Origin of the sequence: Sphingobium sp. LB126 (genome assembly GCF_002795205.1) — a bacterium.
Classification (GTDB): Bacteria; Pseudomonadota; Alphaproteobacteria; order Sphingomonadales; family Sphingomonadaceae; genus Sphingobium; species Sphingobium chungbukense.
Genome location: NZ_NETV01000001.1, coordinates 1918423 through 1945142 on the forward strand (window position 1 = coordinate 1918423; position 26720 = coordinate 1945142).

General features: G+C 63.3%; 25 protein-coding genes, 1 tRNA gene and 1 pseudogene. 12 read left to right on the forward strand and 15 right to left on the reverse strand.

The features are described 5' to 3' along the window. Window positions 1–30 precede the first annotated feature (30 nt). Genes CAF53_RS09340 through CAF53_RS09350 form a run of 3 tightly spaced genes read left to right on the forward strand, consistent with a single transcriptional unit; the run spans window position 31 to window position 2449 of the window. Window positions 31–1038 carry a KpsF/GutQ family sugar-phosphate isomerase gene (locus CAF53_RS09340; RefSeq protein WP_046762427.1) on the forward strand — a complete coding sequence of 336 codons (1008 nt, stop codon included), beginning with the start codon at window positions 31–33 and terminating at the stop codon, window positions 1036–1038. Next, a complete protein-coding gene (locus CAF53_RS09345) occupies window positions 1035–1853 on the forward strand; it encodes a manno-octulosonate cytidylyltransferase (RefSeq protein ID WP_197707451.1) in 819 nt (272 codons plus the stop codon). The genes CAF53_RS09340 and CAF53_RS09345 overlap by 4 nt, the downstream gene beginning before the upstream one ends. A gap of 2 nt (window positions 1854–1855) precedes the next feature. Further along, complete coding sequence (locus CAF53_RS09350) at window positions 1856–2449, forward strand: histidine phosphatase family protein (protein ID WP_100237949.1); 594 nt, start codon at window positions 1856–1858, stop codon at window positions 2447–2449. Window positions 2450–2490: 41 nt separating this feature from the next. Here CAF53_RS09350 and CAF53_RS09355 read toward each other — a convergent pair whose 3' ends face one another. The 7 genes and pseudogenes from CAF53_RS09355 to CAF53_RS09385 form a co-directional block, all read right to left on the reverse strand. Beyond that, window positions 2491–3843: an ATP-binding protein gene (locus tag CAF53_RS09355; RefSeq protein ID WP_100238758.1), complete on the reverse strand. Its 1353-nt coding sequence runs from the start codon at window positions 3841–3843 to the stop codon at window positions 2491–2493. Window positions 3844–3854: 11 nt separating this feature from the next. Then, window positions 3855–4573: pseudogene (locus CAF53_RS09360) on the reverse strand (response regulator). Between the two features lie 124 nt (window positions 4574–4697). Further along, window positions 4698–5327, reverse strand: a complete 630-nt coding sequence (locus CAF53_RS09365; RefSeq protein WP_100237950.1) for an EF-hand domain-containing protein — start codon at window positions 5325–5327, stop codon at window positions 4698–4700. Window positions 5328–5467: 140 nt separating this feature from the next. Continuing rightward, a complete protein-coding gene (locus CAF53_RS09370; protein ID WP_100237951.1) occupies window positions 5468–6685 on the reverse strand; it encodes an argininosuccinate synthase in 1218 nt (405 codons plus the stop codon). 186 nt (window positions 6686–6871) lie between these two features. Further along, window positions 6872–7339, reverse strand: coding sequence for a hypothetical protein (locus CAF53_RS28040; protein WP_242443416.1), 468 nt, complete (start codon window positions 7337–7339; stop codon window positions 6872–6874). 672 nt (window positions 7340–8011) lie between these two features. After that, window positions 8012–8206, reverse strand: coding sequence for a DUF4169 family protein (locus CAF53_RS09380; RefSeq protein WP_100237953.1), 195 nt, complete (start codon window positions 8204–8206; stop codon window positions 8012–8014). 27 nt (window positions 8207–8233) lie between these two features. Next, window positions 8234–8307 (reverse strand) — tRNA-Gly (locus tag CAF53_RS09385). Window positions 8308–8417: 110 nt separating this feature from the next. Here CAF53_RS09385 and CAF53_RS09390 point away from each other — a divergent pair. The 4 genes from CAF53_RS09390 (at window position 8418) to CAF53_RS09405 (ending at window position 13889) form a co-directional block, all read left to right on the forward strand. Then, window positions 8418–9338 carry a LysR family transcriptional regulator gene (locus tag CAF53_RS09390; protein ID WP_100237954.1) on the forward strand — a complete coding sequence of 307 codons (921 nt, stop codon included), beginning with the start codon at window positions 8418–8420 and terminating at the stop codon, window positions 9336–9338. Between the two features lie 194 nt (window positions 9339–9532). Next, on the forward strand, window positions 9533–11650 hold the full coding sequence (locus CAF53_RS09395; protein ID WP_100237955.1) for a TonB-dependent receptor: 2118 nt from the start codon (window positions 9533–9535) through the stop codon (window positions 11648–11650). Between the two features lie 103 nt (window positions 11651–11753). Continuing rightward, window positions 11754–12869: a DUF47 family protein gene (locus CAF53_RS09400; protein ID WP_100237956.1), complete on the forward strand. Its 1116-nt coding sequence runs from the start codon at window positions 11754–11756 to the stop codon at window positions 12867–12869. 18 nt (window positions 12870–12887) lie between these two features. Then, window positions 12888–13889 carry an inorganic phosphate transporter gene (locus CAF53_RS09405; protein ID WP_100237957.1) on the forward strand — a complete coding sequence of 334 codons (1002 nt, stop codon included), beginning with the start codon at window positions 12888–12890 and terminating at the stop codon, window positions 13887–13889. Window positions 13890–14052: 163 nt separating this feature from the next. Here the strand turns inward: CAF53_RS09405 and CAF53_RS27505 are convergent, their stop codons facing one another. After that, on the reverse strand, window positions 14053–14220 hold the full coding sequence (locus CAF53_RS27505; RefSeq protein ID WP_197707461.1) for a hypothetical protein: 168 nt from the start codon (window positions 14218–14220) through the stop codon (window positions 14053–14055). 144 nt (window positions 14221–14364) lie between these two features. Here CAF53_RS27505 and CAF53_RS09410 point away from each other — a divergent pair, with 144 nt between their 5' ends. After that, a complete protein-coding gene (locus CAF53_RS09410; RefSeq protein WP_100237958.1) occupies window positions 14365–15768 on the forward strand; it encodes an XRE family transcriptional regulator in 1404 nt (467 codons plus the stop codon). Window positions 15769–16042: 274 nt separating this feature from the next. On the opposite strand, the gene CAF53_RS09415 is transcribed toward CAF53_RS09410, so the two are convergent. Further along, entirely contained in the window at window positions 16043–17095 is a 1053-nt protein-coding gene (locus tag CAF53_RS09415; RefSeq protein ID WP_046762440.1) for an aldo/keto reductase, read from the reverse strand. A 452-nt stretch (window positions 17096–17547) separates the two neighbouring features. Between CAF53_RS09415 and CAF53_RS09420 the strand changes: the two genes are divergently transcribed. The 4 genes from CAF53_RS09420 (at window position 17548) to CAF53_RS28045 (ending at window position 22373) form a co-directional block, all read left to right on the forward strand. Beyond that, entirely contained in the window at window positions 17548–18816 is a 1269-nt protein-coding gene (locus CAF53_RS09420) for an integrase family protein (protein ID WP_012049936.1), read from the forward strand. Between the two features lie 145 nt (window positions 18817–18961). Beyond that, complete coding sequence (locus tag CAF53_RS09425) at window positions 18962–19360, forward strand: hypothetical protein (RefSeq protein WP_226948734.1); 399 nt, start codon at window positions 18962–18964, stop codon at window positions 19358–19360. Window positions 19361–19425: 65 nt separating this feature from the next. Beyond that, a complete protein-coding gene (locus tag CAF53_RS09430; RefSeq protein ID WP_012049934.1) occupies window positions 19426–21651 on the forward strand; it encodes a TonB-dependent receptor in 2226 nt (741 codons plus the stop codon). A gap of 68 nt (window positions 21652–21719) precedes the next feature. Continuing rightward, window positions 21720–22373, forward strand: coding sequence for an energy transducer TonB (locus CAF53_RS28045; protein WP_152523616.1), 654 nt, complete (start codon window positions 21720–21722; stop codon window positions 22371–22373). Here the strand turns inward: CAF53_RS28045 and CAF53_RS09440 are convergent. The 6 genes from CAF53_RS09440 to trxC form a co-directional block, all read right to left on the reverse strand. Further along, the gene (locus CAF53_RS09440; protein ID WP_012049931.1) at window positions 22367–22615 is read right to left on the reverse strand and encodes a hypothetical protein; all 249 of its coding nucleotides are present in this window, start codon (window positions 22613–22615) and stop codon (window positions 22367–22369) included. The two genes, CAF53_RS28045 and CAF53_RS09440, sit on opposite strands and share 7 nt — an antisense overlap. A gap of 27 nt (window positions 22616–22642) precedes the next feature. Next, window positions 22643–23503 carry a class I SAM-dependent methyltransferase gene (locus CAF53_RS09445; RefSeq protein WP_012049930.1) on the reverse strand — a complete coding sequence of 287 codons (861 nt, stop codon included), beginning with the start codon at window positions 23501–23503 and terminating at the stop codon, window positions 22643–22645. 29 nt (window positions 23504–23532) lie between these two features. Further along, window positions 23533–24321: a sulfite exporter TauE/SafE family protein gene (locus tag CAF53_RS09450; RefSeq protein WP_012049929.1), complete on the reverse strand. Its 789-nt coding sequence runs from the start codon at window positions 24319–24321 to the stop codon at window positions 23533–23535. 4 nt (window positions 24322–24325) lie between these two features. Further along, window positions 24326–25246, reverse strand: a complete 921-nt coding sequence (locus CAF53_RS09455; protein WP_012049928.1) for an MBL fold metallo-hydrolase — start codon at window positions 25244–25246, stop codon at window positions 24326–24328. 80 nt (window positions 25247–25326) lie between these two features. Further along, the gene (locus CAF53_RS09460; protein WP_012049927.1) at window positions 25327–25971 is read right to left on the reverse strand and encodes a peroxiredoxin; all 645 of its coding nucleotides are present in this window, start codon (window positions 25969–25971) and stop codon (window positions 25327–25329) included. Between the two features lie 209 nt (window positions 25972–26180). Then, window positions 26181–26624 (reverse strand): thioredoxin TrxC, encoded by a 444-nt coding sequence (trxC, locus tag CAF53_RS09465; protein ID WP_012049926.1) that lies wholly within the window; start codon window positions 26622–26624, stop codon window positions 26181–26183. Between the last annotated feature and the right edge of the window lie 96 nt (window positions 26625–26720).

A 26720-nucleotide genomic window follows, 5' to 3' on the forward strand; every position in this document is an offset into this window, starting at 1 on the left:
CGGCGATATATGGAATAAAAGGGCTTACGCGTGTCGACAGTATCGAAAATCGTGCCATTCGGTTCGGGCGGGCGCATCGCAGAAAGTGCACGCCGTACCTTATCCATTGCGGCGGAGGGGCTGAACGCCCTCGAAGATAAGTTCACCGATCGCGAATTTGCCGCGACCTTCCTGCGTCTGGTCGGCCTTGTCATGAACGTCCGTGGCCGCGTGATCGTCACCGGCATGGGCAAGAGCGGTATCGTCGCGCGGAAGATGACGGCGACGCTGACTTCCACCGGCACACCGGCCATCTTCCTCCACCCGGCCGACGCGGGTCATGGCGATCTGGGCATGGTGACGCCGGACGACGTCGTGCTGATGCTCTCCCATTCCGGCGAGTCCCACGAATTGGGACCCATCATCCAATATTGCAAGCGCTTCGCCATACCGCTGCTGGCGATGACCGCGCGGGCGGAGAGCACGGTTGCCGCGGCGTCGGACATTTGCGTCCTGATGCCCAACGTGAAGGAAGCCTGCCCCAATTCGCTGGCGCCGACGACCTCGACCACGATCCAGATGGCCTTTGGCGACGCGCTGGCCATCGCCCTGATGGAGATGCGGGGCTTTTCAGCGGACGATTTCCACACATTCCATCCCAATGGCCGGCTGGGCGCGCAATTGATCAAGGTACGCGAACTCATGGCCTCGGGAGGTGAGGTGCCTCGTGTCCAGGAGGATGCCTCGCTGCTGGACGCCACCATCGAAATGACCCGTGCCCGGCTCGGCGGCACCGCGGTCGTCAATGGCCGGGGCGAACTGATCGGCGCCTTCACCGACGGCGATCTGCGCCGCACCGTCACCGGGACGCGGCACATGAACGAGCCGGTCGGGCGTTACATGACTGAATCCCCGCTCTCGGTCGGGCCGGAGGAACTGGCGTCCGAAGCGCTTCGACTGATGCACGACCATAATATCACCCTGCTTTTCGTGTGCGAAAAGGAACGGCTGGTCGGGGCTATCCATATGCATGATCTGCTGCACGCAGGCGTCGCCTGAGCATAGCGGTCGTCATTCCCGCGCGAGCAGGGTCGTCCCGCCTGCCGCGCAAGCCGCTGCGCCTGATTGCGGGGCGGACGCTGCTGCATCGGACCATAGCCATGGCGCGCGCCGCCACGGCCGGTTTGTCCCACGCGCAACTGGTGGTGGCGACGGACGATGAGGCCATCGCGGCCCATGCGCGGGAGGCCGGTTGCGAGGCGGCAATGACCGACAGTGATATTGCCACCGGCTCCGGCCGGGCGCTGGCGGCGGCACGCCAATGCGCGACGCCGCCCCGATATGTCGTCAATCTGCAAGGAGACTCGCCTTTTCAGCCGGAGGGCGCACTGCGCGCCGTCATCGCGTCGCTGGAGGAGGGGGCAGAGGTGGCGACGCCGGTGATTGCGCTTGACTGGCCGGCGCTCGATGCCTTGCGCACGCACAAGATCCGCTCGCCCTTCAGCGGCACGACCTGCGCCCGCGCGCCCGATGGACGTGCTCTGTGGTTTTCGAAAAATATCATCCCCGCCATCCGCAACGAGGAGGCCTTGCGCGAGAGCCAGCCGCTTTCGCCTGTCTGGCGGCATGTCGGCCTTTATGGCTACACGCTTGATGCGCTGGCGCGTTTCGAAGCCACGCCGCCTTCCACCCTCGAAAATCTGGAGGGGTTGGAACAACTGCGTCTGCTGGAACTCGGTATCCCCGTCACGACGGTTCCCGTAGAGCCGCCACGTTTCGACAGTTCCGGCATCGACACGGAAGCCGACATCACCCGTGTGGAGGCATTGATCGCGGTCCATGGCGATCCGACTCCGCCCCTCCAGCCATGCTAGACATGCGCCGCGTCTTCATCATTCGCCATGGCAACACATTCGAAAGCCGCGCCCAGGCTTGTCGTATCGGCGCTGGGACGGATATCCCCCTGGTGGAGAGCGGCAGGGTCCAGGCCGATCGCCTCGGCCAGCATTTCGCTGCTCGCGAGCTTCCCATCCGTCGTCTCCACATCGGCCCCCTTCTTCGGGCAAGGGAAACCGCCGATCGCATTGCCGCTGCCACCGGCAAGTCCATCGATGGCGCGCTTCCCTGGCTCAACGAGATCGATCACGGCCCTGATGAAGGACGGCCGGAGGCGGAAGTGCTTGCCCGCCTGGGGTCCGGAGCCCTGGCCGATTGGGATGAGAAGGCGATGGCGCCACATGGCTGGACAGTGGACGCCGAAGCCCGGATTGCCGCCTGGAAAGACTGGTTCGCGCAAGCGGGAGAGGGAACCGAACTGCTCGTCACCAGCAACGGCGCTGCCCGTTTCGCACTGCTTGCGCTGGGCCTGCCGCTTGCTTCGCTCAAACTGCGCACGGGGGCTTTTGGCGAGGTGGCGATTGACGAAGCAGGCAGGCCTCAGCTTGTCGGTTGGGATCAACGCCCTGAATAGCCGTCCGGGTGAACGCCACTTCTGACCAAAAAACGGATGGCTCAGGCCGGCAGAACCAGACTGGCCTCCAAACCGCCTTGCGGCCGATTGGCGAGCCGCAAGGCGCCGCCATGTTCGGTCATGATCGCCCGGACCAGTGCAAGTCCCAGGCCCGCGCCCCCCGTTTCCCGGTTGCGTGAGCCCTCCAGCCGGGTGAAGGGTTCCATCATCTCCTCCATCCGATCCTCGGATATGCCGGGCCCTTCATCGGCGACGATCAACCGGATCATGCTGTCGCCCTGTTCGACCGAAACATGCGCCCGTTCGCCATAGACGATGGCATTCTCGATCAGATTGCGCAGCGCCCGGCGAATCTGCTGCGGGCGTACAGTGGCGACCGCGCGTTCATTGTCGGCCAGTTCGACCGGCGACCCCAGTTCCAGAAAATCCTCCACGACGGCATCGGCCAGCGCCGACAGGTCCACCTTCTGCCGCGCCTCGCTGCTGCGGCCCGCCCGGGCCAGCGACAATATATCCTCCAGCATCCGATTCATTTCGTCGATGGTTTCGGACATGCGGGCGCGTTCGCCTTCATCCTCGACCGATTCGGTGCGTACTCTGAGCGACGCCAGCGGTGTTCGCAGATCATGGCCGATCGCGCCCAGCATCCGGTCCTTCTCATTCAACATCGCGAAGATGCGGCTGCGCATCGCATTGAACGCCGTGGTAAGCTGGCGTACATCGCCCGGCCCGCGTTCCTCCACCGGATCGGCGGAGCCGGTGCGGGCGAATTGTTCTGCGGAGCGGGTCAGTTGTCGCAGCGGCCGCGCCAGCCTGCGCCCCACCCAGAGCAGAGGGACGAGTACGATGGCGTAGAGGATCAACGTCTGACCCACCAGCCAGCCGCCAAAGCGTGGCTGCCGTGCGCCGATTCGGCTTTGCGTCATGGCCCATTTGCCCGGTTCATATTCCGCGACCATCACCAGTCGCGCCATGCGCATATCATGCGGTCTTTCGCCCGCCGCGCGCAGACGGAAATTGTCCCAACGGCGCATGGGCAGGGGCTGGCTTTCCTCCACCACGCGAACGGAGCGAATCGTCAGGCCGATATCAGCGAACATCGCTGTCGCGCGCCGCTCCACGTCCGGCCGCGGCATACCCTGCAAGGCGGGCGCCTGCGTCAGAAACTGCACGCGGCGGCGGTCGCCATCCTCCCCGCTGCGCCTGTTCGGGCGATTGTCCAGCGCATCGACGATCCGATAGACGCCCGGCGCCGTCTGCGCCGTCAACTCTATCCGCGTCCGTTCGCGCAGCAACAGGGCGAAGTTGATCGCCTGCGCCACGAACAGCGCAATCGCCACCAGGATGATGATCTGCGCGACGAGCCCCTGTGGCCAGAGGCGAAGGCGCTTCAAAGCCTTCGCCATCATAATTTGCGGACATCGGCGGACAGGGTGTAGCCGCCGCCCCATACGGTCTTGATCAGCGTCGGGGCCTTGGGATCGGGTTCGATCTTCTTGCGCAGCCTGCTTATCTGGTTGTCGATCGCGCGGTCGAAGGCATTGGCCTCTCGCCCTTGGGTGATGTCGAGCAGCTGGTCGCGGCTCAGCACCTGATTGGGGCGCGTGGCAAAGGCCAGCATCAGATTATATTCGGCGGTCGACAGCGGTAGCGACACACCTTCGCTATCGACCAGCGTGCGTTCCTGCGTCTTGAGAAGCCATCCGGCAAAGGCATAGGTTGCGCCGTCCGGTGCCGTGACGCGTTGACCCCCGGTGGCGACGCGGCGGAAGATCACCTTGATCCGCGCCACCAGCTCGCGGGGGAGAAGGGCTTCAGCACATAATCGTCGGCGCCCATTTCCAACCCGACGATGCGGTCCGTCTCTTCCGATTTCGCGGTGAGCAGGATGACCGGAATCTCGCTGGTTTCGCGGATATGCCGGCACAGCGACAGCCCATCCTCGCCGGGCATCATGATGTCCAGCACAACCAGATCGATCGCGTTGGCGTTCAATCGTATCCGCGCCTCGGCCGCATTTTCGACTGCCGTGACACGAAAGCCGTTGCGCACGAGATATTGTGCCAGCGGCTCGCGGATCGAGCGCTCGTCGTCGACGAGCAGCAGATGGGGACGTTCGCTCATGTTCGGCTTCTTGTCATGGCTTTGGGTGGGTTGGAAGGGCGAAGGTCCGGCCTTCGCCCTTCACGTCACTGCGGGCGCGCTGTGGGAAGGGGGAGGGATTGTCGCGCGCCGGCAGAGGTTCGCTTCAGTTGGCGGGCGGCGGGGTCGGCGCCTTGCGGTCCTTCCAGCCGTCGCGGAACGCTTCACGCGCCGCCTTCATTTCGTCCGCCGTCACCTTGCCGTCATGGTTGGTGTCGGCCTTGTCGAACATGGCGAGCGGGCGGGCCCTATATTCGGCCTTGGTGATGGCGCCGTCCTTCTTCATGTCGCCGTCAGGACCGCCGGGCGTCATGCCCCGGCCCGGACCACGATGGCCCCAACCCCGGCCTTCGGATCCGCCGGGCTTGTCCATGCGGCCCTGATGCCCGGCGACGAATTCCGCCTTGCTGATCTGGCCGTTCTTGTCCGTGTCCATCGCGGCAAAGCGCGCATCGAGGCGCTGCTGGCGAAGGATGTCGCGATCGGCCTGGTCGATCTTGCCGTCCCTGTTGGCGTCGAGCTTGGCGAAGCGGGCTTCCAGTGCAGCGGTCAGTTCGGCCTTGGTGACGCTGCCGTCCTTGTTGGCGTCGGCCATCATCAACATGCCGCCGCGCGGGCCGCCATGGCCGAAATGGCGACCGGGGCCATCATCCTGTGCGAAAGCCAGATGAGAAGCAGCGAGCCCGCCGACGAACAGCGAGCCCAGTGCCACCGTGGTCATGAATTTGCGGATCATGGGTCTTCCTTCAAAGCGTGTGTCACGAACGGCGCCCTGCCGTCCTTGAAGACGCTTATGGGGGAGTTTTGTCCCGCAAATTTGTCACGTCACCCGATAAAATGTCGCAATTTGTATCGGGGGGGGGACGGAGATCGTCGTCAGCGGTCGCGGCGGCCGAGCAGGCGCAAACGCAGCGCATTGAGCTTGATGAAGCCCGCTGCGTCGCGCTGGTCATAGGCGCCTGCATCATCCTCGAAGGTCACGACCTTCTCGCTGTAGAGGCTGTTGGGTGACTTGCGGCCGACGACCTGGACGCCACCCTTGTAGAGCTTCAGCCGGACAGTGCCGGTCACCTTCTCCTGGCTGTAGTCGATCGCGGCCTGAAGCATCTCGCGTTCGGGCGAGAACCAGAAGCCGTTATAGATCAGCTCGGCATATTTGGGCGCCAGTTCGTCCTTGAGGTGCGCGGCGCCACGGTCGAGCGTCAACTGCTCGATACCCCGATGGGCGAGGTGATAGATGGTGCCGCCCGGCGTTTCATACATGCCGCGCGACTTCATGCCGACGAAACGGTTCTCGACCAGATCGAGGCGACCGATGCCATGTTTGCGGCCATATTCGTTGAGGGTTTCGAGCAGCGTTGCGGGCGACATGCCCACGCCGTTGATCGCGACGCCATCGCCGCGCTCGAAGTCGATGGTGATATATTCGGGCGCGTCGGGCGCATCCTCCGGGTTCACCGTGCGCGAATAGACATAGTCCGGGGTTTCTTCCCACGGGTCCTCCAGCACCTTGCCCTCGGACGAGGTGTGCAGCATGTTCGCATCGGTCGAGAAGGGGCTTTCGCCACGCTTGTCGCGCGGGATCGGAATCTGGTGCTGTTCCGCGAACTCGATCAGCTTGGTACGGCTGGTCAGGTCCCATTCGCGCCACGGCGCAATCACCTTGATGTCTGGGGCCAGGCCGTAATAGCCCAGTTCGAAACGGACCTGATCATTACCCTTGCCGGTCGCGCCATGCGACACGGCGTCGGCGCCGACTTGCCTGGCGATCTCGATCTGGCGCTTGGCGATCAGCGGCCGCGCGATCGAGGTGCCGAGCAGATAGAGGCCTTCATAGAGCGCATTGGAGCGCATCATCGGGAAGACATAATCCTTCACGAATTCCTCGCGCAGGTCGTCGATGAAGATATGCTCTTCCTTGACACCCATCAGCCGGGCCTTCGCGCGGGCGGGTTCCAGTTCCTCGCCCTGGCCAAGGTCGGCGGTGAAGGTCACGACCTCGCACTGGTAGGTCTGTTGCAGCCATTTCAGGATCACGCTGGTATCCAGCCCCCCCGAGAAGGCAAGAACGATGCGGTTGATCTTGTCGGACATGGCTTGGGCGACTTTCCTCAAAAGCTGGCCGGCAAAGGCCAGGAAATTACCGGCGGGCCGGTATCAGGCCGGGCGCGCAAGTGCAACCGAGTCCGCACAAGAAAGGGGACGCCGCTGATGATGCGGCGTCCCCTTGCGCTGTAAATCCAGCGATTTTTGACCGGGCTCTGTTTAACTGGGCCTAGTTCAACTGGGCCGTGGGTTGAACAGGGTCTTTCGTCCCGTGCGATCCGATCCGAAACGATAGACCGTCTGATTATGCTCCTGAACGGCGGGGTAGGCGACGGGCGCCGGGTTTTCCGGCTTGGTGGGTGCGGCCTGAGCCTTCTCCTCCTGGGCGAGCAGGAATTTTGCCCGAGTCATCCGCTTGGCATGGGTCTGGAACGGGTTCTCCGGGCTGGGCGGGGCGGCGACCATCGCCTCCAGACGGCTGTCGGTGCTGACCGGCTTTGCCGGAACGGGGCGGTTCACGGAGGGGGACGTCAGCGGCGGAGAGGCGGGCCGGGTCACTGCCGCCTCGACCGGCATGGCAGGTTCGAGTTCCAGTGCATCCTCTTCATCGCCATTGCTGCGACGCATCAACGCAACGCCAGCAAGGCCGAGGAGGATCAGCACCCCACCACCCAAGGCCCATATCAATGCGGGATCGATCATGGGGCGTTGCGCTTCGCTTGTTTTTGCTGGTCCGACCATAGCGGTCGGGGCTTGGGCTTGGGCGAGCGGTGCATCAGCGGGCGCCGCCGTTTCGATGGGGGCTTGGGTGCGCACGGGTTCGCTCGCGACGGGCGGCGGCGGTGGGGCCGCTTTCGCGGGGGCTGCGGCCCTGTCGGCGACAGACCGGTCAGTCGCAGCCTTTTTCGCGGTCACAGCCCTTTCCGGTACGGTCATCAACGCGGGGGCGGGCCTAGCAGCGGCTTCGGCTTTCGAAGCGGTAATGGCAGCGTTCAACCGCTCGTCCACGGACAGTGTCGGCTGGATCACCGGTTGCGTCGGCGCAAAGACCGGGCCGGAAGCAGGCGGCGGCGCAGGGGAAGCGACTCCCTCCGGCGTAACGGGCGGTACGACCGTTTGCGCCAGAAGCGGCGGAGAATTGAAGGCCAGAACAGCGGCAATCGCGGCCCCGGCCGGGCGAATGATGCGAATATTTCCAGTCATAGCGGAAGATCAACCCGCCGACTGGCCGTTTCAGCGCAGGAGAAGTGCCTCATTCCGGATAAAAGGAGGTGTTTGTTCGATGAATGGAAAACCAACTCTAGAATATGAACAGATATTCATCAGTCTTATTGGTTTCCGACCTCGCATCGAGAGCGTCACACAAAGGCAGATTTAATCCGTCTTTATATTCTGACCGTCTCTGTGCGCGCCATCTATCATTCTTGCCTTGCGTTCTTCTTCCAGCGCTTCCGCTTTACGCTCTGCCTTCGTGCGGCCGAATTTCACGCGATTGATCTCAGCCTGGCGCGTCTGGTCCGCCCGCGCTTTCGCTTTGCGTGCCTGCCTGAGGTTGATGATATCGGCCATAGGGTGTCGACGGGACCGCGAAGGAAATGGAGCGGGTAGCGGGGATCGAACCCGCATCACAAGCTTGGAAGGCTAGTGCTCTACCATTGAGCTATACCCGCCCGTCAGGAGCAGCGCCCTGCCATCTTTGGACCGCGTTCGTCAATATGGCAAAGCGCTATTCACCCAATATCTGCCTTAACCCCGCACGATATTTGCACTATCAGGGGCCATGGCCACGCCTTCCCTGCGCCAGTTGGATATATTCGCGCAGATGGTGGCGTCGGGCAGCCTGTCGCGTTGCGCGCGCGATCTGGGCTTGACCGCCGATGCCGTGGCCCGCGATCTGGCGTCGCTGGAACTGCGACTTGGTTATCGGCTGTTCGATGATCTGGCGGGGGCGGCGCGGTTGACGGCCGCGGGGCGGAAAACCGCGCAGGCCATGACCCTGCTGTCACAGGATCAGCCCGAAAACTGGCAGGTGGACGAAGCCGAGGCGGGGCTGCCGGAATCGTCGCCTCCATCCGTTTCGGCGGTGCCCTCGCGCGAATCCATCGTCCTGGCCGCGCCAGCCCCGGTGTTCGGTCATTTCCAGGACGCTTTGGCGGCCTTTGAGGCGGCGAATGAGGATGTCGCCATCACGCTCGACCTGACGGTGCATCTGGCTGATGAAGCCGGTCTCGCACTGCGCCGGGGCAAGGCGGACATCGCCTATTTCTACGCGCTGGGGGAGGTCGAGGGCTTGCCGTCGCGCTATGGCTGGTCGGAACAGATCAATCTTTATGTCGGCGCCGACCACCCATTATCGGGCCGGGACAGCGTCGCGCCGAAGGAACTGGCGATCATGCCGACGCTGAGGATGGAACCGCGCAACGGCCTGCGGCGGATCATCGACGAAGCCCTTATCACGGGCGGCGTCCAGTTGGGCGATCCGGTCCTGGAAACCGACAATCTGTTCGACATCATGACGATCCTGCGCGAGGGGGCGGGGTGTTTCGCGGCTTTCGGTCCGCTTGCCCGCGATCTGGGACGCATGGCGGGCATCGGGCGGGTGGCGTTGGAACGGCCCTTGCCGGCAATCGAAATTCGGCAGGCTGTCAACCCGCATAGCCCGGACGCGGCCGCGGCGCTGGCGGAATTTCTTTTTCTGTAGAGGGATTTCCAGTCGGATGACATCATCTGACGTGGGAGGGAAACGTAGGAAAAGCGGAAAATTGAGCGGCCTTGCGACGGGATGGCATGATTTTGCGGCCGACGTCTCCATTTGCCGCAAAGAGGTATTGATATATTATATCATACTAGCTAAGGCCACCCCATCTCTTCCCTGAATCAAGGATGACGAACCGCATGTCCTCTTCCACGCTTTTGCGTGCCGGTTGCGCCATGTCCGCACTTTGCTACGCCTTTCCTGCTTTCTCCCAAGACGTCACGGCAGATACGGCACCGCAGGCCTATCATGACCAACAACGAGCGGACATCGTCGTAACCGCCATCATCCCGCGCAGGCAGGGCGACATCCTGTCCGGCACTTCGGTGGTGTCGGGCGAGGAATTGACGCGCGACCTGCGCCCGACCATTGGCGATACGCTGGCGCACCAGCCGGGCGTGTCCGCCACGTCCTTCGGCCCCAATGCGTCGCGCCCGGTGCTGCGTGGCTTCCAGGGTGAGCGGGTGCGCATCCTGACCGACGGCATCGGCAGCTTCGACGTGTCCAATACTTCGGTCGACCATGCCGTGGCGATCAACCCGCTGACCGCCGACCGGATCGAGGTGCTGCGCGGGCCGGCTGCGCTGCTCTACGGCTCCTCGGCGATCGGCGGCGTGGTCAATGTGATCGACAGCCGCATTCCGCGCCGCGTCCCGGACGAGCCGATTCATGTCGACGGCATCGCCACCTATGGCAGCGCGGCCAATGAACGCACCGGATCGGGCGAAATCGAGGCGCCGATCGGCGACAAGTTCGTGGTGCATTTCGATGGCAGCTATTCGAAGAGCGGCGACCTCGACACCGGCAATTATATCCTGACGCCCGCCCTGCGCGCGCAGGCTGCGGCGAGCAGCGATCCCGCCATTGCGGCCCTTGCCAATCTGCGCGGGAAACTGCCCAACAGCGCGGCGCGGACCTGGGAAGTGGCGGGGGGTGCCGCGTTGATCACCGATGGCGGCAATCTGGGCTTTTCGGTTGCGCATACCGATAATTTCTACGGTGTGCCCGTGCGCTATTCGCTCGATCCCGATAGCGAGGCTGAAAAGGTACGGTTGCACATGAAGCAGGATCGTGCCGACCTGCGCGCGGAACTGCCGGTCAATGGCGGACTTTTGGAGTCCATCCGCCTGCGCGCGGGCTTTGCCGATTATCGGCATCAGGAGATTGAGGCGAGTGGTGCCGTCGGCACGACCTTCTACAACCAGTCGATGGAATCCCGACTGGAACTGGTGCAGGCGAAGCGTGGCGGTTGGGACGGGGCGATCGGTGCGCAATATTTCGTCCGCAATTTCCACGTCGATGGCGAGGAAAAATTCCTGCCGCGCAACGAGACCGAGCAACTGGGCGTCTTCACCCTGCAATCCCTCGATCTGGGATCGACCCGTATCGAACTGGGCGGCCGTTTCGAACATACGAAGGTTGGAGCGGATGCGGATGAAACGCTGCTCAATCCGGCTTATCACCGTAGCTTCGATGCCCTGTCGGGATCGCTGGGTTTCAGTCATGAGATCGTACCGGGCTGGCGTGTCGGGCTGAACCTGTCGCGTACGGAGCGCGCGCCATCGGCGGAGGAGCTCTTCGCTCGCGGCAACCATGCCGGGACGCAGGCCTTTGAACTGGGCAACCCCGCTTTCGGACTCGAAAAGAGCTGGGGCATCGAAGGCACGCTGCGCGGGCAGGGCAGTGGCTATACGATTTCGCTGTCCGCCTATCACAACTGGTTCGACGGCTATATCTATGATTCATTGACCAATGACGCGGTCTGCATGGCGGTCAATGGCGGCAAGCCGCTGGATTTCCCTTGCTATCAGAATCTCCAGGCCAACGCCCGCTATCTGGGCTTTGAGGCGGAAGGCACGCTCAAGCTCGGCCAGATCGGCGGTTATGCGATCACTATGGACGGCGTGGCCGATTATGTCCGCGCCACCATCGTCGGCACCGGCCCCGCCCCGCGCATTCCGCCGCTGCGCCTGCTTGGCGGAGTGGAATTGCAGGGTGACCGGATGAGCCTGCGCGGCGAGGTCGAGCATAGCTTTGCCCAGAACCGCATTTCCGACACGGAAACGCCGACCGACGGGTTCACGCTGGTCAACGCGTCGCTGTCGGTAAAGCCCTTCAAGGGCAATGACCGTACCACCATCAGCCTGTCGGCGAACAATATCTTCGATGTGGAGGCGCGGCGCGCCGCCAGTTTCCTCAAAGATTATGCGCCTTTGGCGGGGCGTGACATTCGTGTCACGATGCGCCTGTCGATCTGATCCGCGCCGATTGCGCTATGTGACAATTTCGTTACAAGGCGCCGATGATTCAGGGATGGTCACAATTCGATCATAAGCGCCATGAGGCGTATAAGGGCGGTTGATGCGTCAGATCGCCGCCCTTCCCTATGCGACCGATCCCGACGGGTCGATGCGCATCCTGCTGATCACGTCGCGGGAAACGAAGCGCTGGGTGATTCCCAAGGGCAACCGGATCAAGGGCATGGCCGGCCATCGCGCTGCCGAACTCGAGGCGTTCGAGGAAGCTGGCATTCACGGCATCGCCTGTCCGGCGCCGATCGGTCGCTATCGTTATGACAAGAAAAAGCGCAAGGGCGACGTGCGCGAAGCGACGGTCGAGGTGTTCCCGCTGGCGGTGACGGGCCAGTTGCCGCAATGGCCCGAACAGGGGCAGCGGGAGTTGCGCTGGTTTCCCGTGGCCGAGGCGGCGAAAGCTGTCGACGAACCCGATCTACAATTCATTATCGCAGCCTTCCGCGAACCCCCGAAAGATCCGGGCCTGTTCGTGCGGATGTTGCTGCGTGTCAGGGAATGGCAAAGCGAAAGGACGGGAATGCTGCGCTGGTTTCATGCGCTGATGCCCAAGCAGGGGCGCTTTTTCGAGCAGTTTGAGGATCATGCGGCGACCCTGGTTGCCGGTGCCGATGCGCTCGCCAGGCTGCTCAAGGGCGGGCCGGATATGGATAGTCATATCAAGGAGATATCGGATCGCGAGCATGAGGCGGATGATATCATCCGCGAGGTGTTGCAGGATGTCCGTCGCATCTTCGTGACGCCGTTCGATCGCAGCGCCATCACCGGGTTGATCGGCGTGATGGACGACGCCATCGATCAGATGAATCAGACCGCGAAGGCCATTGCGCTGTTCGAGGTGAGGCAATTCCCCTCCCAGATGCAGGACATGAGTGCCCTGATCGTCGAATGCGCGCGGATCACGGCGGAGGCGATGCCGCTGCTGCGCTCGCTCAACCTCAATTCGGCGCGGTTGCATGATCTGACCGAACGGCTGGTGAAGCTGGAAGGGCATGCGGACATTCTGCACGAAGCAGGGTTGAAGGCGCTCTATGTCCAGGCGCGGCAGGGCAATCCGATGGATTTCGTCGTCGGCAACGAAATCTACAGCCATCTGGAAAAGGTGACCGACCGTTTCGAGGACGTCGCCAACGAGATTTCCGGCCTGGTCATCGACCACGCCTGACCCGGCCAGAGCAAGATCATGGAAGCCCATATCGCCTTTCCGCTGCTGGTCGGCCTGATCGGTATCGCGTTGCTGTTCGACTTTCTGAACGGGTTGCACGACGCCGCCAATTCGATCGCGACCATCGTGTCGACGCGGGTCTTGAAGCCGCAATATGCGGTTGCCTGGGCGGCATTCTTCAACTTCATCGCCTTCCTGTTCTTTGGCTTGCATGTGGCCGAGACGGTGGGGAAGGGCATTGTCGATGCCAACATCATCGACCCGCAGGTGATCTTCGGCGCGCTGATGGGGGCGATAAGCTGGAACCTCATCACCTGGGGGCTGGGCATTCCTTCCTCCAGCAGCCATGCGCTGATCGGCGGCCTGCTGGGCGCGGGGACGGCCAAGGCGGGTTTGTCCGCCGTGGTATGGAGCGGGGTGTTCACGACCAGTGCCGCCATCGTGATGTCGCCGGCCATCGGCCTGATGCTGGCGCTGTTGCTGGTGTTGATCATGAGCTGGATCTTCCGCCGCTTCACGCCGCAGGGCGCGGACCGGGTGTTCCGCAAGTTGCAGCTATTGTCCGCCTCGCTCTATTCCCTTGGTCATGGCGGCAATGACGCGCAGAAGACCATGGGGATCATCGCCGTCCTGCTCTATTCCCAGGGCATGCTGACGGGCGGTTTTCATGTGCCCTTCTGGGTGGTGCTGAGCTGTCAGGCGGCGATGGGCATCGGCACGATGCTGGGCGGGTGGAAGATCGTCCATACCATGGGGTCGAAGATCACGCGGCTGAGCCCGGCGCAGGGCTTCTGCGCGGAGACGGGCGGCGCCATCACGCTGTTCATGGCGAACCATCTGGGCGTGCCGGTGTCGACCACCCATACCATTACCGGCGCGATCGTGGGCGTGGGGGCATCGCGGCGGCTGTCGGCGGTGCGATGGAATGTGGCGTCCAGCATCATCGTGGCGTGGGTCGTGACCCTGCCTGCCGCAGCCGGGATCGGCGCTGCCTTCTATGCCTTGGTGCGCCTGTTCTGACATGAAGAGGGCGCGGCCGGTTTCCCCGCCGCGCCCTTCCTCTCCTGAACCTTTGAAATGCTTAGAGCGCGCTGCGTCAAATCTGACGCAGGTAGCGCACTCCAAGCTTGTGTTGTCGCATCGTTTTGAGCGGAAAACCGGTTCCCACTTTTCCGCACGATGCTTAGCTCACCCGGCCGAGGCGGTGGTAGAGATTGGCATATTTGACCGATTCCGGCTTGTCCTGAACCTCGCGCAGATAATGGGCGATGGCGGTGCGGATCAGGCCGAAATCCTCTTGGCTGAACACCGCGCGAGAGCGAGCGGGCTGGGGGCTTTCAGTCGTTTCCATGGGCATTCCCTTCTTGTGTTCGTGGCGGCCGTTCCGACCGGATGCCGCTTAAGACCATGAATGTCGTGGCGAGGTAAGGGCGATTAGTGGGGGCGTGTCATGAGCCGACTTGTTCATACTGTCATTATTTGACATAGTGACAGTATGGCGGATGATCGGAAGCTTTATCTCGGGCCGAAACTACGCGTCTTGCGGCGGGAACTGGGGCTGAACCAAACGCGGATGGCGGAGGAACTGGGGGTATCACCCAGTTACCTCAACCATCTGGAGCGTAATCAACGCCCCTTGACCGCGCAGATGCTGCTGCGGCTGGCTAACGTCTATGACATCGACATTCGCGATTTCGTCGCCAGTACGCAGGAGGGGGCGGCCAGCGCCCTGGGGGAGATATTGTCCGATGCGCTGGTGCGCGACATCGGCATCGCCCGCGACGAAGTGCTGGAGGTCGCGGAGAATTATCCGGGGGTCAGCGAGGCGATCGCCCGTTTCTACCGGGCGCTCAGCGACCTGCGGCGCCTGCCCGAGCAGGTGGCCGCGGGGCCGGGCGGGGCGGCGCCGTTGCATGCGCCGATCGACTGGTTGCGCGAAACCATATCGCGGGCGGGCAATCATTTTGCCGAACTGGATGCGGCGGCGGAAGGGCTGGCGGGCGAACTGGGGGACGATCCCTCGGTCATGCAGGCGGGCATCAGGGCGCGGTTGAAGGAACGGCATGGCATGGCCGTGCAGATCGTGCGGGAGGATGTGCTGGCGGGCACGCTGCGCCATTATGACATGCACCGACGGCGGCTGTTGCTGAGCGAGCGGTTGGCCTCTTCGGGACGGCTGTTCGCGATCGCATACCAGCTTTGCGCGCAGGAACTGGCGGACGCGATCGGCAGCCAGGTGGCGAAGGCGGGGCCGCCGGACGAGGACAGCCGCCGCCTGGCCGGGATCGCGCTCACCAACTATGCGGCGGCGGCGCTGATCATGCCCTATGACCGTTTCGCCAGGGCGGCCGAGCAGAGCCGGCACGACCTGCCGCTGCTGCGGGCGCGCTTCGGCGTGTCGATGGAGCAATTGGCGCATCGCCTCACCAGCCTGGGGCGGACGGGGGCGCGGGGCGTGCCCTTCTTCATGGCGAAGCTGGACCGGGCGGGGTTGCTGTCGAAGCGCTTCGACGGCGAGGCCTGGCCCTTTGCGCGGCTGGGCGGCACCTGCCCGCGCTGGGACGCGCATGAAGCGCAGGAGCCGGACGCGGTGCGCCCGCAACTGATCGAGACGATGGACGGGCGGCGCTTCATCAGCCTGACCATCGGCCTGCCGAGGGAGGGTGGGGCGCGGGGACGCTCCGTGATCGCGCTCGGCTGCGAGGCGAAGCATGCGGGTAGGATCGTGCATGCCGACGGGATCGAGGTGGAAAAGGGGGCGGCGACGGAGGTGGGGCCGACCTGCCATCTGTGCGAGCGGCGGGGCTGCCCGGATCGCGCCCTGCCGCCGGTGACGCGGGCGCTGGATCTGCATGGCTATGAGCGGACGGTGGCGCCGTTTCCGTTTCGGCGGGTTTGAAAGGCCGTTAACGTCGGCTTCCAGCCCCTGGCGCCTGATCCAAGCAGCCAGGCCACTGTTACCCCCGCGCTACCCGGCTCAGGGGCCTTCGCTCATCTAAAAAAGAAAGACGTCGATATGGCCGATGTAAGGCGCCCTCTCGGTCGTCCTCGACGCTTCGCCAAGTTCCAGGCGTTGCCGGCAGCGCGCGAGCCTTGAAGATCGCGCGCCGGTTGGCCGATCATGGCGCGCTTCAAGGCCTCCTCTTGTGCGGAAGGGCGTGGCGGCCGCCGCGTCAGGCGCCGTTTCCCCGCGGCTCGAGCGCCTGCCGAACCAGCATGTCGTCCCCCGTCTCGTGGAACCAGTTGGGATAGAGTTTGGGCGTCGACGCCATGGCGTCGAGTTCGGCCAGGCTTTCGGGCGTGAGCGCCAGATCGATCGCCGCGACATTGTCGCGAAGCTGTTGCGCCTTGGTGGTGCCAAGCAGGATGCTGCTCACCGCCGATCGGGATAACAGCCAGGCCAGCGCCACCTGCGGCACGGTGGCGTCATGCTCCCTGGCGATGCGCCGCACGGTCTCGATCAAGGCAAAGCCGGCTTCGTAATCGATCGGAAGGAAACTCGCGAAGAGGCCGTCGCTGAAGCGCGATTCCGGCCCGCGGATCGTGTCCATGTCAAACTTGCCGGTGAGAAAACCGAAGGCGAGGGGACTCCAGATGGTCAGGCCCAGGCCATAATTTTGCGCCATGGGAACGATGTCGGCCTCGACGTCGCGGCCGATGAGAGAATAATAGACCTGTCCATGCGTGAACTGCGCCCACCCATTGGCCTTTTGCATTTCGATGGCGGCGGCGACCTTCCAGGCCGACCAGTTGGAATAGCCCAGATAACGCGCCTTGCCGGAGCGCACCACGTCGTTGAGCGCTTCGAGCGTTTCTTCCAAGGGTGTGTAGCGATCTTCCCGATGGGCGATATAGATGTCGGTCCAGTCGGTGTTCAGGCGGCGCAGGCTGTCGTCGATGGACGCCATGATGTGCCGCCGGGAAAGGCCGGATTGCGTCAGCGGCGCGCCCGAACGAACGCCCACTTTCGTCGAGATGACCACATCCTGCCGCCGATCTTTCAGGGCCTTGCCCAGAACGATTTCGGCTTCCCCGCCGGTATACATGTCGGCGGTGTCGAAATAGTTGATGCCAAGGTCGATGGCTTCGCCAATCAGGCGCGCGGCATGGTCGAGATCCACCTTCTGCAGGATCGACCCTGACTTGGCTTCGATCCCCAACGTCATGGTGCCAAAGGCCATCCGCGACACCAAAAGACCGGAATTGCCGAGCAAGCGATATTGCATAATCCCCATTCCTCTATCTTTTTTGGGGATATTAGTCCTTTTTGATGCCATATCAATCATGATGCGCAATTTTCCTGCCAATTGAGATAGCGCAATGGTATGCCGGTTGCGTCGGTCGGGCATGATTGGTCGAGATGCCTCGGCGAGAGGATGGCGCAGCGGCCCGCATCGAAACCATGTCGGTCAGGCTGAGGCCTATCGGCAACATATGATTTTATTGGAAAATCTGGAGCGGGCGAAGGGATTCGAACCCTCGACCCCAACCTTGGCAACTTCGATAAGCGGCTTTTCCATGCTTTCCAAGGCTACGCCATACTACGATTTCTTCAACAGTTCTTGATACTTAACCTCTCCTATCGTATCCTGCTGCTGGACGCAATTGGGCGCCGCATGGAGACAATTTGGAGACAATACCCCTTCCGTCGGGCTTTGTCTCCAACTGGAGGATCACGATGCCAACCAGCAAGCTGACCAAGCGCGCGGTCGATGCGCTCGTGCCGCCGTCGAAAAAGCAGACCGTGCTTTGGGATACCGAGCTGAAAGGCTTCGGCGTGCGCGTGCTGCCGTCCGGCCTCAAGACGTTCATCGTCCAGTATCGCAACGCCGAGGGCATCAAGCGCCGCATCAATATCGCGCGCTATGGCGTGCTGACGGTCGATCAGGCACGCGACCAGGCCAAGCTCAAGCTGGCGGCCGTGATCGGCGGCGAAGACCCCGCCGATGAGGTTCGCCAGGCGCGCAAGGGAATGACGGTCGAGGAGATGTGCGACTGGTATCTGACCGAGGCTCGGGCGGGCAATATCCTCGGCCGCAAGAACCTGCCGATCAAGAAATCGTCGCTCGACATGGATGAGAGCCGCATCAAGACGCATATCAAGCCGCTCCTGGGCAAGCGGATCGTCAAGCATCTGACGATCGCTGATGTCGAACAGATGCAGACCGATGTGAAGGACGGGAAGACGGCGAAGCCGCGCAGCGGCGGCCGGGGCGGCATGGCGACCGGCGGCGCCGGTGTGGCGGCGCGCTGCGTCGGCACGCTCCAGGCCATCATCGGGCATGCGAAGCATAAGGGCCTGCTGGACGCTCACCCGACGCAGGGAGCGAAGAAGCTGGCCGGTAAGAAGAAGACCCGGCGCCTGAACGTCGCCGAGATAGTGTTGATGGGCAAGGCGATGGCCTATGCGGAGCGCAATGGCGAGAACCCTGTCGCCCTCGGCGTGCTGCGCACGCTCTTGCTGACCGGATACCGCCGTGAGGAAGGCCAAGCGATGCACCGAGCCTGGGTCAATGGAGCCGGCGGCTATGTGGCATTCCCCGACACCAAGGGCGGCGCGCAGATTCGTGCGATCGGCCCTGCGGCCGTCAAGGCCGTCGAGAGCCAGCCGGTGATCGTGGGCAATCCGCACGCTTTCCCCTCGGAAGTCGGGCGGGGGCCATTCACCGCAGTCAGCGCCTGCCTCCAGCGCGTTGCCAAGCTGGCGGGGATAGAGGGCATTACGCCGCACACGCTGCGCCACACCTTCGGCAGCGTGGCGGGCGATCTCGGTTTCTCGGAGCTGACGATCCGCGCCATGCTTGGCCATGCCTCGCAGAACGTCACCCAAGACTACATCCACATCGACGAGGCGCTCAAGCTCGCCGTGCGGCGAACGTCCGACGAGATCGAACGGCTGCTTGCGGAGGGCGCGGCTAAATCGACACAACTCCAGCTTGCGGCATGAACTTCGGTGAGCCGCTCGACCCGGGCAAAGGGCATGTGTCGATGCCATCAAATGACAGCCGCTGCAATCCGACGAACATGGCCGTTAAACTTTTCAGCGTGTCGTATTCTCGACATAGTGGCAATATCAGCATAGACGACGCGACGTGACTGAGACCCGCAAATTCCTTGGCCGGCATCATTGGCTGTGCGCGTTGCTTCTGGGCGCCACGCTGATCGTAAAAGCCCTGGTGCCCGCGGGTTTCATGCCGGTCGCCTCGAATGGTGTGATCCTCGTCCAGCTCTGCTCGGGTCAAGGGCCGCAGACGATCGTCTTGGAGCTGCCGGGCAAGACCGGCGAACATGACCATGGGGAGCACAAAAAGGCGGAAGCGCCCTGCGCCTTCTCCGGACTGTCCTCGCCCACACTCGCGGCGACCGACGCGCTTCTGCTGGCGATCGCGATCGCTTTCATCATCGCGACGGGTTTCCGCCTTCCGCCGCGTATAGTCCTCTGGCGCGGTATCTATCTTCGCCCGCCCGCGATTGGGCCACCCTCCGCCTGATTCACTCAACATTTCCGCGTTGAACGGCGCCCAATCGGGCGTCCCATGTGAATCAGGATTCCGACATGACGAATTTGCATTTTGCCGCGCGGCGCGCGGCACCTGTGGCGCGTGCTTCTGCCGGCGCTACCGCTTTCAAGACCCGCCTGGCACGCGATATTGCTGCCCCCGCCTTCGTCGCAGCGCTGGCCTGCTGCCCGCTCTCGCCGGCCTTTGCACAGGATGGCATTGTGCTGCCGGAGGTCGATGTGGACTCGGCCAGCGAAGCGCCGTCGACGGGATCGGGCGAAAGGATCTCCTCATCTCGCCTCCGCAACCTTCAGGCCGGCTCGAGTGATACTGCCGCCATTCTTCAAAGCGTGCCAGGTGTCAGCGGCTTCGGCGCCGGGGGCTTTTCGACCCTGCCGGTGATCCGCGGCTTGGAGGCGCAGCGCCTGACCGTGCTCGTCGACGGCGTGGCGATCGCCTCGGCCTGCCCGAACGATATGAATCCGCCCCTGTCCTATACCGATCCGCAGACCGTGGGTGCGATCGACGTCATTACGGGCGTCTCGCCGGTCAGCTATGGCGGCGACAGCATCGGCGGGATCATCCGCGTCGAGAGCGCTCCGCCCCGCTTCGCGAAACAGGGCGATACGCTGCTGACAGGTGAAATCTCGGCCTTCTATCGCAGCAATGGCGATGGCTTCGGCGGTTCGCTTTCAATGACGGCCGCGAGCGACAAGATCAGCCTGACCTATAACGGCTCCTATACCCAGGCCGACAATTTCAAGGGCGGTGGATCGCTGGGCATCGTGCGATCGAGCGAATATGCAAAGACCGATCACAGCCTGAGCCTGGCCGCGCAGGTCGGCAGCGGCTTGGTCGAGCTGAAGGGCGGCTATCATTTCGCGCCCTACGAGGGGTTTCCCAACCAATATATGGACATGACGTCCAACAAGTCCTGGTTCCTGAACGGGCACTATGCAGGCGTCTTCGATTGGGGCAATCTCGATGTGCGGGCGAGTTGGCGCGACACCGACCATGCCATGAACTTTCTCGCCGATAAGGGTGGGACGGCTACTGGCGGAATGCCGATGAACACCGAAGTCCATAGCGCCGGATACGCGGTCCAGGCCGAAATCCTGCTGGGCGGTGCCGGAACGCTGCGTCTCGGCAATGAATTCCAACACCAGTGGCTCAACGATTTCTGGCCGCCCGTCGCGGGAAACATGATGATGGGGCCGAATGCTTTCATCAACGTCAACGGGGGGAAGCGCGATCGTCTCGGCACATTCCTCGAATGGGAAAAGAGCTGGGATCGCGGGTTCACGCTGGTCGCCGGCATCCGCAACGATCAGGTCTGGATGAATACGGGGACGGTCGCGCCCTACGGCACCGGAATGATGCAGATGGCCGACGTGATGGCGGCCGCCGCGTTCAATGCAGCCGACCGCAAGCGGCACGATAGCAATTGGAGCGGCACGTTGCTTGCTCGATATGCGCTGTCGCCTCATGCGGAAATCGAGTTCGGCTATGCCCGGAAGGTGCGTTCGCCGAATATCTACGAACGGTATAGCTGGGGCCGCGGCGGCATGGCGAGCCGGATGATCGGGTGGTTCGGGGACGGGAATGGCTATGTCGGCAACCTCGCGCTTCGCCCGGAAAAGGCGGATACGCTGAGCGCCGCTCTGTCGGTTCATGGCGGCGGCAAGGATGGCTGGTCGCTGAAGATCGCGCCTTATTTCACTCATGTTGACGACTATATCGACGCCGTGAAGCTGGCGGACTTTACCGACACGGCGGGCAGACCGACCGCTTTCGATCAATTGCAATTCGCCAACCAGAAGGCGGAGATTTATGGCATCGACCTGTCGGCCGCCGTCCCGCTCTGGTCGTCCTCATCGGCAGGGAGCGCACGACTGACCGCGCGCGCGAGTTGGTTGCATGGCGAGAACCTGGCGGACCATGGACCGCTCTATCACCAGATGCCGTTCAACGCGGCGCTGGGGCTGGAACATAGGATCGGCGGACTGGAAACCCGGATTGACCTGACCGTCGTCGGCGAGAAGGATCGTGTCGATCCGACCCGCAATGAGCCGCGAACGGGAAGCTATGCGCTGCTTGACGTCCAGTTGGCCTATCGCATCGACAATGTGCGATTGACGCTCGGCGCGGACAATCTGTTCGACGCGGCCTATTATGCTCCGCTCGGCGGGATGTCGCTCGGGGATCTGAAGGCGACCGGCGTTCTTCGCCCGGTCCCGGGCCGGGGGCGGTCGGTCAACGCAGGCGTCACGATCTCGTTCTGACGACAATGCGTTCGGAACGAAAATCCTTGATGCAGGGGCGGGGGACAGGCGATGGCCTGTCCCCCGCCTTGTCGCAGCGTTTGGGCGCGGGTCTGGCTGCTGCAACGTGCTGCCTGGCTTTGCTGGTAGCTCTGGACGCCAATCTTTCAGGCTTGGTGTCGTCGGTGTCGCGCCGGGAAGTGAGCAGCTTCACACTGTTCACGCCAACGCCGCCGCCTCCCACTGTGCCGCCTTCTCGGCCGCGTGAGATCAAGCGGCCGCCCGATCCGCAATCTGGAATGGCAATCGCTTCAGCGCAAACGAGGAAGCAGGCGGCCGCCCCAGCGCCTTCGCCGGTGGGTGCCCCGCTGTCATCGACGTCGCCACCGACGCCCTTGATGCCTTCAATCGACGGGCCTTCGCGGACCAATTTTGCCGTCGATCCTGCGCCGGCCCCTGACAGCAAAGCCGAAAGCGTGCTCGCGTCCTATCAGGGTCAGCTCTGGGCACGAATTTCAGCGCGCAAGCCCAGGGGGCTAAACCTGTCCGGCGTCGCCATGGTGCGCTTTGCCGTCGGTCGTGCCGGCGAACTGATTTCCGTCGAGCTTGCGGCATCCAGCGGAAACGCGGCGCTGGATCGTTTAGCGCTCCGGACGGTCCGCAATGCTGGTCCCTTTCCACCGCCTCCCGCGACGGTGGAAGGGGACCAGCTCGTCTTCACGATCCCCTTCAGCTTTCATTGAGGGCGCTGAGCGGGCGGCACGTCCTCGATCGTCAACATGGCGACACGCACCCTTTCCAGATAGGATACGCGGCTGTCGTCCCCGGCCTTGATGGCGGCCTGTGCTTCGTCGACAAGCACTTGTCCGGCTCGCGGCCCATGTTCTTCGAGAAGCGCCTGCGCGGTCATGATTTCATCGGTCAGGATTGCCTCATTGCCCGCGTCGCCCGCTTTCAGTCGCAGCGACAGTTTCTTTCTATCCATTATGTCGTCCTCCCCCAGATATGCCGATCACGCGCTGGCGCTTACCAGCCAGGCCTTGGCGCCCATGCGAACGCCGTCATCGTCGCGGTTGCGCTCGAACAGCGCGGCAAGATCCCGCTGAATGGCCTCACGCACCTCTGCGCCGCTCGGCCGAACGAGATCGCCGATGTGCATTCCGTCCAGCACGAAACGCGCGGCGCTCTCGGCATCGCTGCCGGGTCCGCCAATGCGCTGATCGCCGGTCCAGACATCGAACTTGATGTCGGAGAATCCCGCGCTTTGCAGAAGGTCGATCACATAGTCCTGTTCGGCCAGCGCGAATGGCCCCGGCGCACGCGGCTGAGGCGTCGGCAAGTCGATTTGCTCGCTGATGACTCCCATGATGCTGCGCTGCCAGGGATTCTCGGCGACCGGCGCCCAGACCGCAATGTCGAGCCGCCCGCCTTCGCGGAGCATCCGGCGCAGATTGGCGAAGGCAGGGTATGGCTGGGCGAAGAACATCGAGCCGAAGCGCGAGAACAGCCGATCGAACGGCGCTTCCTCCGGCATGGCTATCGCCGCATCGCCTTGCTCGAAGCGGATATTGGCGAGGCCTGCGCGCGTTGCCCGTTCGCTCGCGGCCGCCACGAGATCGGCCGATATGTCGAGGCCCAGCGCAAATCCGGTATTCCCGACGGCCGCGGCGATCTGCCGGGTCGTCCAGCCTCCGCCGCACCCAACGTCGACCACCGTTTCGCTGGCGGTATAGGCGGCCTGGGCGAGCAGCGCCTTGCCGATCGGCTCGATCATGCCCTCGAAACGGTCGAGCTGGGCGAGCCAGCGCGTGCCTGCCTGGCCTGCCCAATCATGCGCGGCAAGGCTGTCCAGATTCTCGCCAGCATCGTCCATCAAAGTCCTCCCATCATAGTTGCGAAAAATCAGTTCCAGATTGCGGCCGCGCTGCGCCACAGCATGTAGGCGGCGACCACGAAGATCAGCAGGGCGAAGATCGTATTGAGCGCGCCCTTGTGACCCGACAGCCGGTGCGAAAGTGCTGCGCCGGCGATACCGCCGACGATGCCGCCGCCGATGAACACCGCGGCAAGTCCCCAATCGACCAGCCCGGAAAAGGCATAGTTGAGCGCGGCCGTAAGACCGAAGGCCGTTACCGCGACCAACGACGATCCGACGGCATTGCGCATCGGCATCCCCGTCGAAGCCATCAGCCCCGGAACGATCAGGAAGCCCCCGCCGATGCCGAAGAAACCGGAGAACAGGCCGGTGGCGCTGCCATAGCCAATCACCTTGGGCGCGTTCTCACGGCGGCACTGGACATCGGGATTGCCGGGATCGCCGCGCTTCTTCAGCATGAGTGCGCCGACCAGGATCATCAACAGCGCGAACAGGAACAGCAGCTTCTGGCCGTCGAAGGCCTTGCCGAGCGTCGATCCGGCATAGGCCCCCGCGACGCCGGCGGCGGCGAACATGCCCGCGCAGCGCCACTTGATCGTGCGCTGACGGGCATGGGGAACGAGATTGGCGCCGGCATTGGCGGCAACCGCGAGCGCGCTGGTGCCGATCGCGACATGGGGCGAGGCGACGCCGACGAGATAGACCATGAGGGGGACGGCGAGGATCGACCCGCCGCCCCCCACGAGGCCGAGCGTGAAGCCGACGAGCGAACCCGATCCGGCTCCGAGCAGATATTGGACAGGTTCGAGCGTCATGGCCTTACAGCGTGTTGACCGGGAGCTTCAGATAGCTGGTGCCGTTGTCTTCCGGCTCCGGCATGTGACCGCCGCGCATGTTGACCTGAATGGACGGCAGGATCAGCCGGGGCATTCCGAGCGTCGCGTCCCGCGTCTCGCGCATGGCCACGAACTGGTCCTCGCTCACTCCATCGCGGACATGGACATTATGTTCGCGCTCCTCTCCCACCGACGTCTCCCAGGCATAGGTGTCGCGCCCAGGGGCCTTGTAGTCGTGGCAGAGATGCAAGCCCGTCTGATCGGGCAGCGAGAGCAGGCGCCGGATGGACCGGAAAAGCGTGCGGGCGTCTCCACCGGGGAAGTCCGCGCGGGCCGTGCCATAGTCGGGCATGAACAGCGTGTCGCCGATGAACGCCGCATCGCCGATCACATAGGTCATGTCGGCGGGGGTGTGGCCGGGAACATGCAACGCGATCGCCTCGATCGACCCGACCTTGAAGCGGTCGCCGTCATCGAACAGGCGGTCGAACTGCGAGCCGTCGCGGGCGAAACGCGTGCCCTCGTTGAAGATCTTGCCGAACACCTCCTGCACCGTGAGGATATGACGGCCGATCGCGAGCGTGCCTCCCAACTTCTCCTGAAGATAGGGCGCGGCTGAGAGATGGTCGGCATGAGCGTGCGTCTCGAGCAGCCATTCGACCTCAAGACCTTCGCTATGGATATAGTCGATCACCTTGTCAGCCGACGCGAAGGACGTGCGCCCCGAAGCCGGCTCGAAATCGAGCACGCTGTCGATGATCGCAGCCTTGGCGGTCGCGGGATCGGAGATGACGTGGGTCACGGTGAACGTGTCCTCGTCGAAGAAGCTGCGGATGACCGCGGGCCGCGCATTGCTCGCGGCCTCGACAATGCGGGCGGCTTCACGGATTTGCGGATCGGTCATGGCCTTGTCCTTTCATTCGATAAGCGGGTGTGCCGGCTTCGCGCTAAGGGGGAGGGGCGCGCGAAGCCGGCCCGACCGGCTCAGAGTGTCTTCTTGCTGAAATACCAGTCGGTGTAGTCGTAGCCCTCGTCCTTGCGCGCCTTGGCGGCCTCGGCGGTCGCGGGCGGCGGCACGATCACGGGTTCACCGGGCTGCCAGTTTTCGGGCGTCGCGACCTTGTTCGCGTCGGACGTCTGAAGCGCGGTCAGCAGGCGGACGAACTCGTCGACCGAGCGGCCGTTCGACATCGGGTAATAGACCATTGCCCGGATGACGCCTTCGGGGTCGATCAGGAAGGTCGCCCGCACGGCGGAGGTGTCCGACGCGCCGGGATGGATCATGCCGAAGGCCCTGGCGACGTTCATCGACAGGTCGTCGATGATCGGGAAGGTGATCTCGACGCCGAACTTCTCCTCGATGCTGCGCATCCAGGCGATGTGCGAATGCACGGAGTCGATGGAGAGGCCCAGCAGCTCGCAATTGAGCGCCTTGAAGCGATCGGCCGCCTTCGCGAAGCCCATGAACTCGGTCGTGCAGACCGGGGTGAAGTCCGCGGGGTGGGAGAAGAGGACCAGCCACTTGCCCTTGTAATCGTCGAGCGAGCGTTCGCCGTGGGTGGTCTTTGCCTTGAAGGCCGGCGCCGGTTCGTTGATCCGGGGCATGGAGGGGGCGGCCACGTCTGTCATTTTATCGTCTCCTGTGAGTGAGTGGGCGACAGACATTAGATACACATTTCTATTAATCGTGATAACACGATAAACCTAATTCCTCTGATCGGATTTTTCAATCTTTTCCGAAAGCGGCGGCAAAGGCCGGATTCGCGGCGCGCAAAAGCGGGCGCGCAAACGCTTCAAAGCATCATTTAATCTAATTTATAGGGTGATCGCGGCCCGAATCAGGCGGCGGCGAGAGCCTGTCTTACCCATGCGACGAGTCGGGCGCGGTCCATCGCCCCGGCCTGACGTGCGATCTCGCGGCCGCCCTTGAAGAGTATCAGCGTCGGGATCGACTGGATGCGGTAGCGCCCCGATATGCCCTGCTCGGCCTCGGTATCGACCTTCAGCAGACGGACATGCGGTTCCAGTTCGGCGGCGGCCGCCTTGAACGCCGGGGCCATCGCGCGGCACGGCCCGCACCAGCTCGCCCAGAAATCCACGAGAACAGGCAGACTTCCGCGCCCCACATGGCGGTCGAAGGCGGTGGCATCGACATCGACAGGCTGGCCCTGGAACAGCGGCATCGAGCATCGCCCGCAATTGGGCGCAGCGCCGATCTTCGCAGCCGGAACCCGGTTGATGCTCGCACAGACCGGGCAAACCACAAGCTGGGACTCGGACATGCGGACATCTCCTATGGAACGCTATCGCTGCTTAATCGTTTACCCGCATGATGTAACCGTGTAAGAAAGGGGGTTCAAGACTTGCCTCCCTTCAGG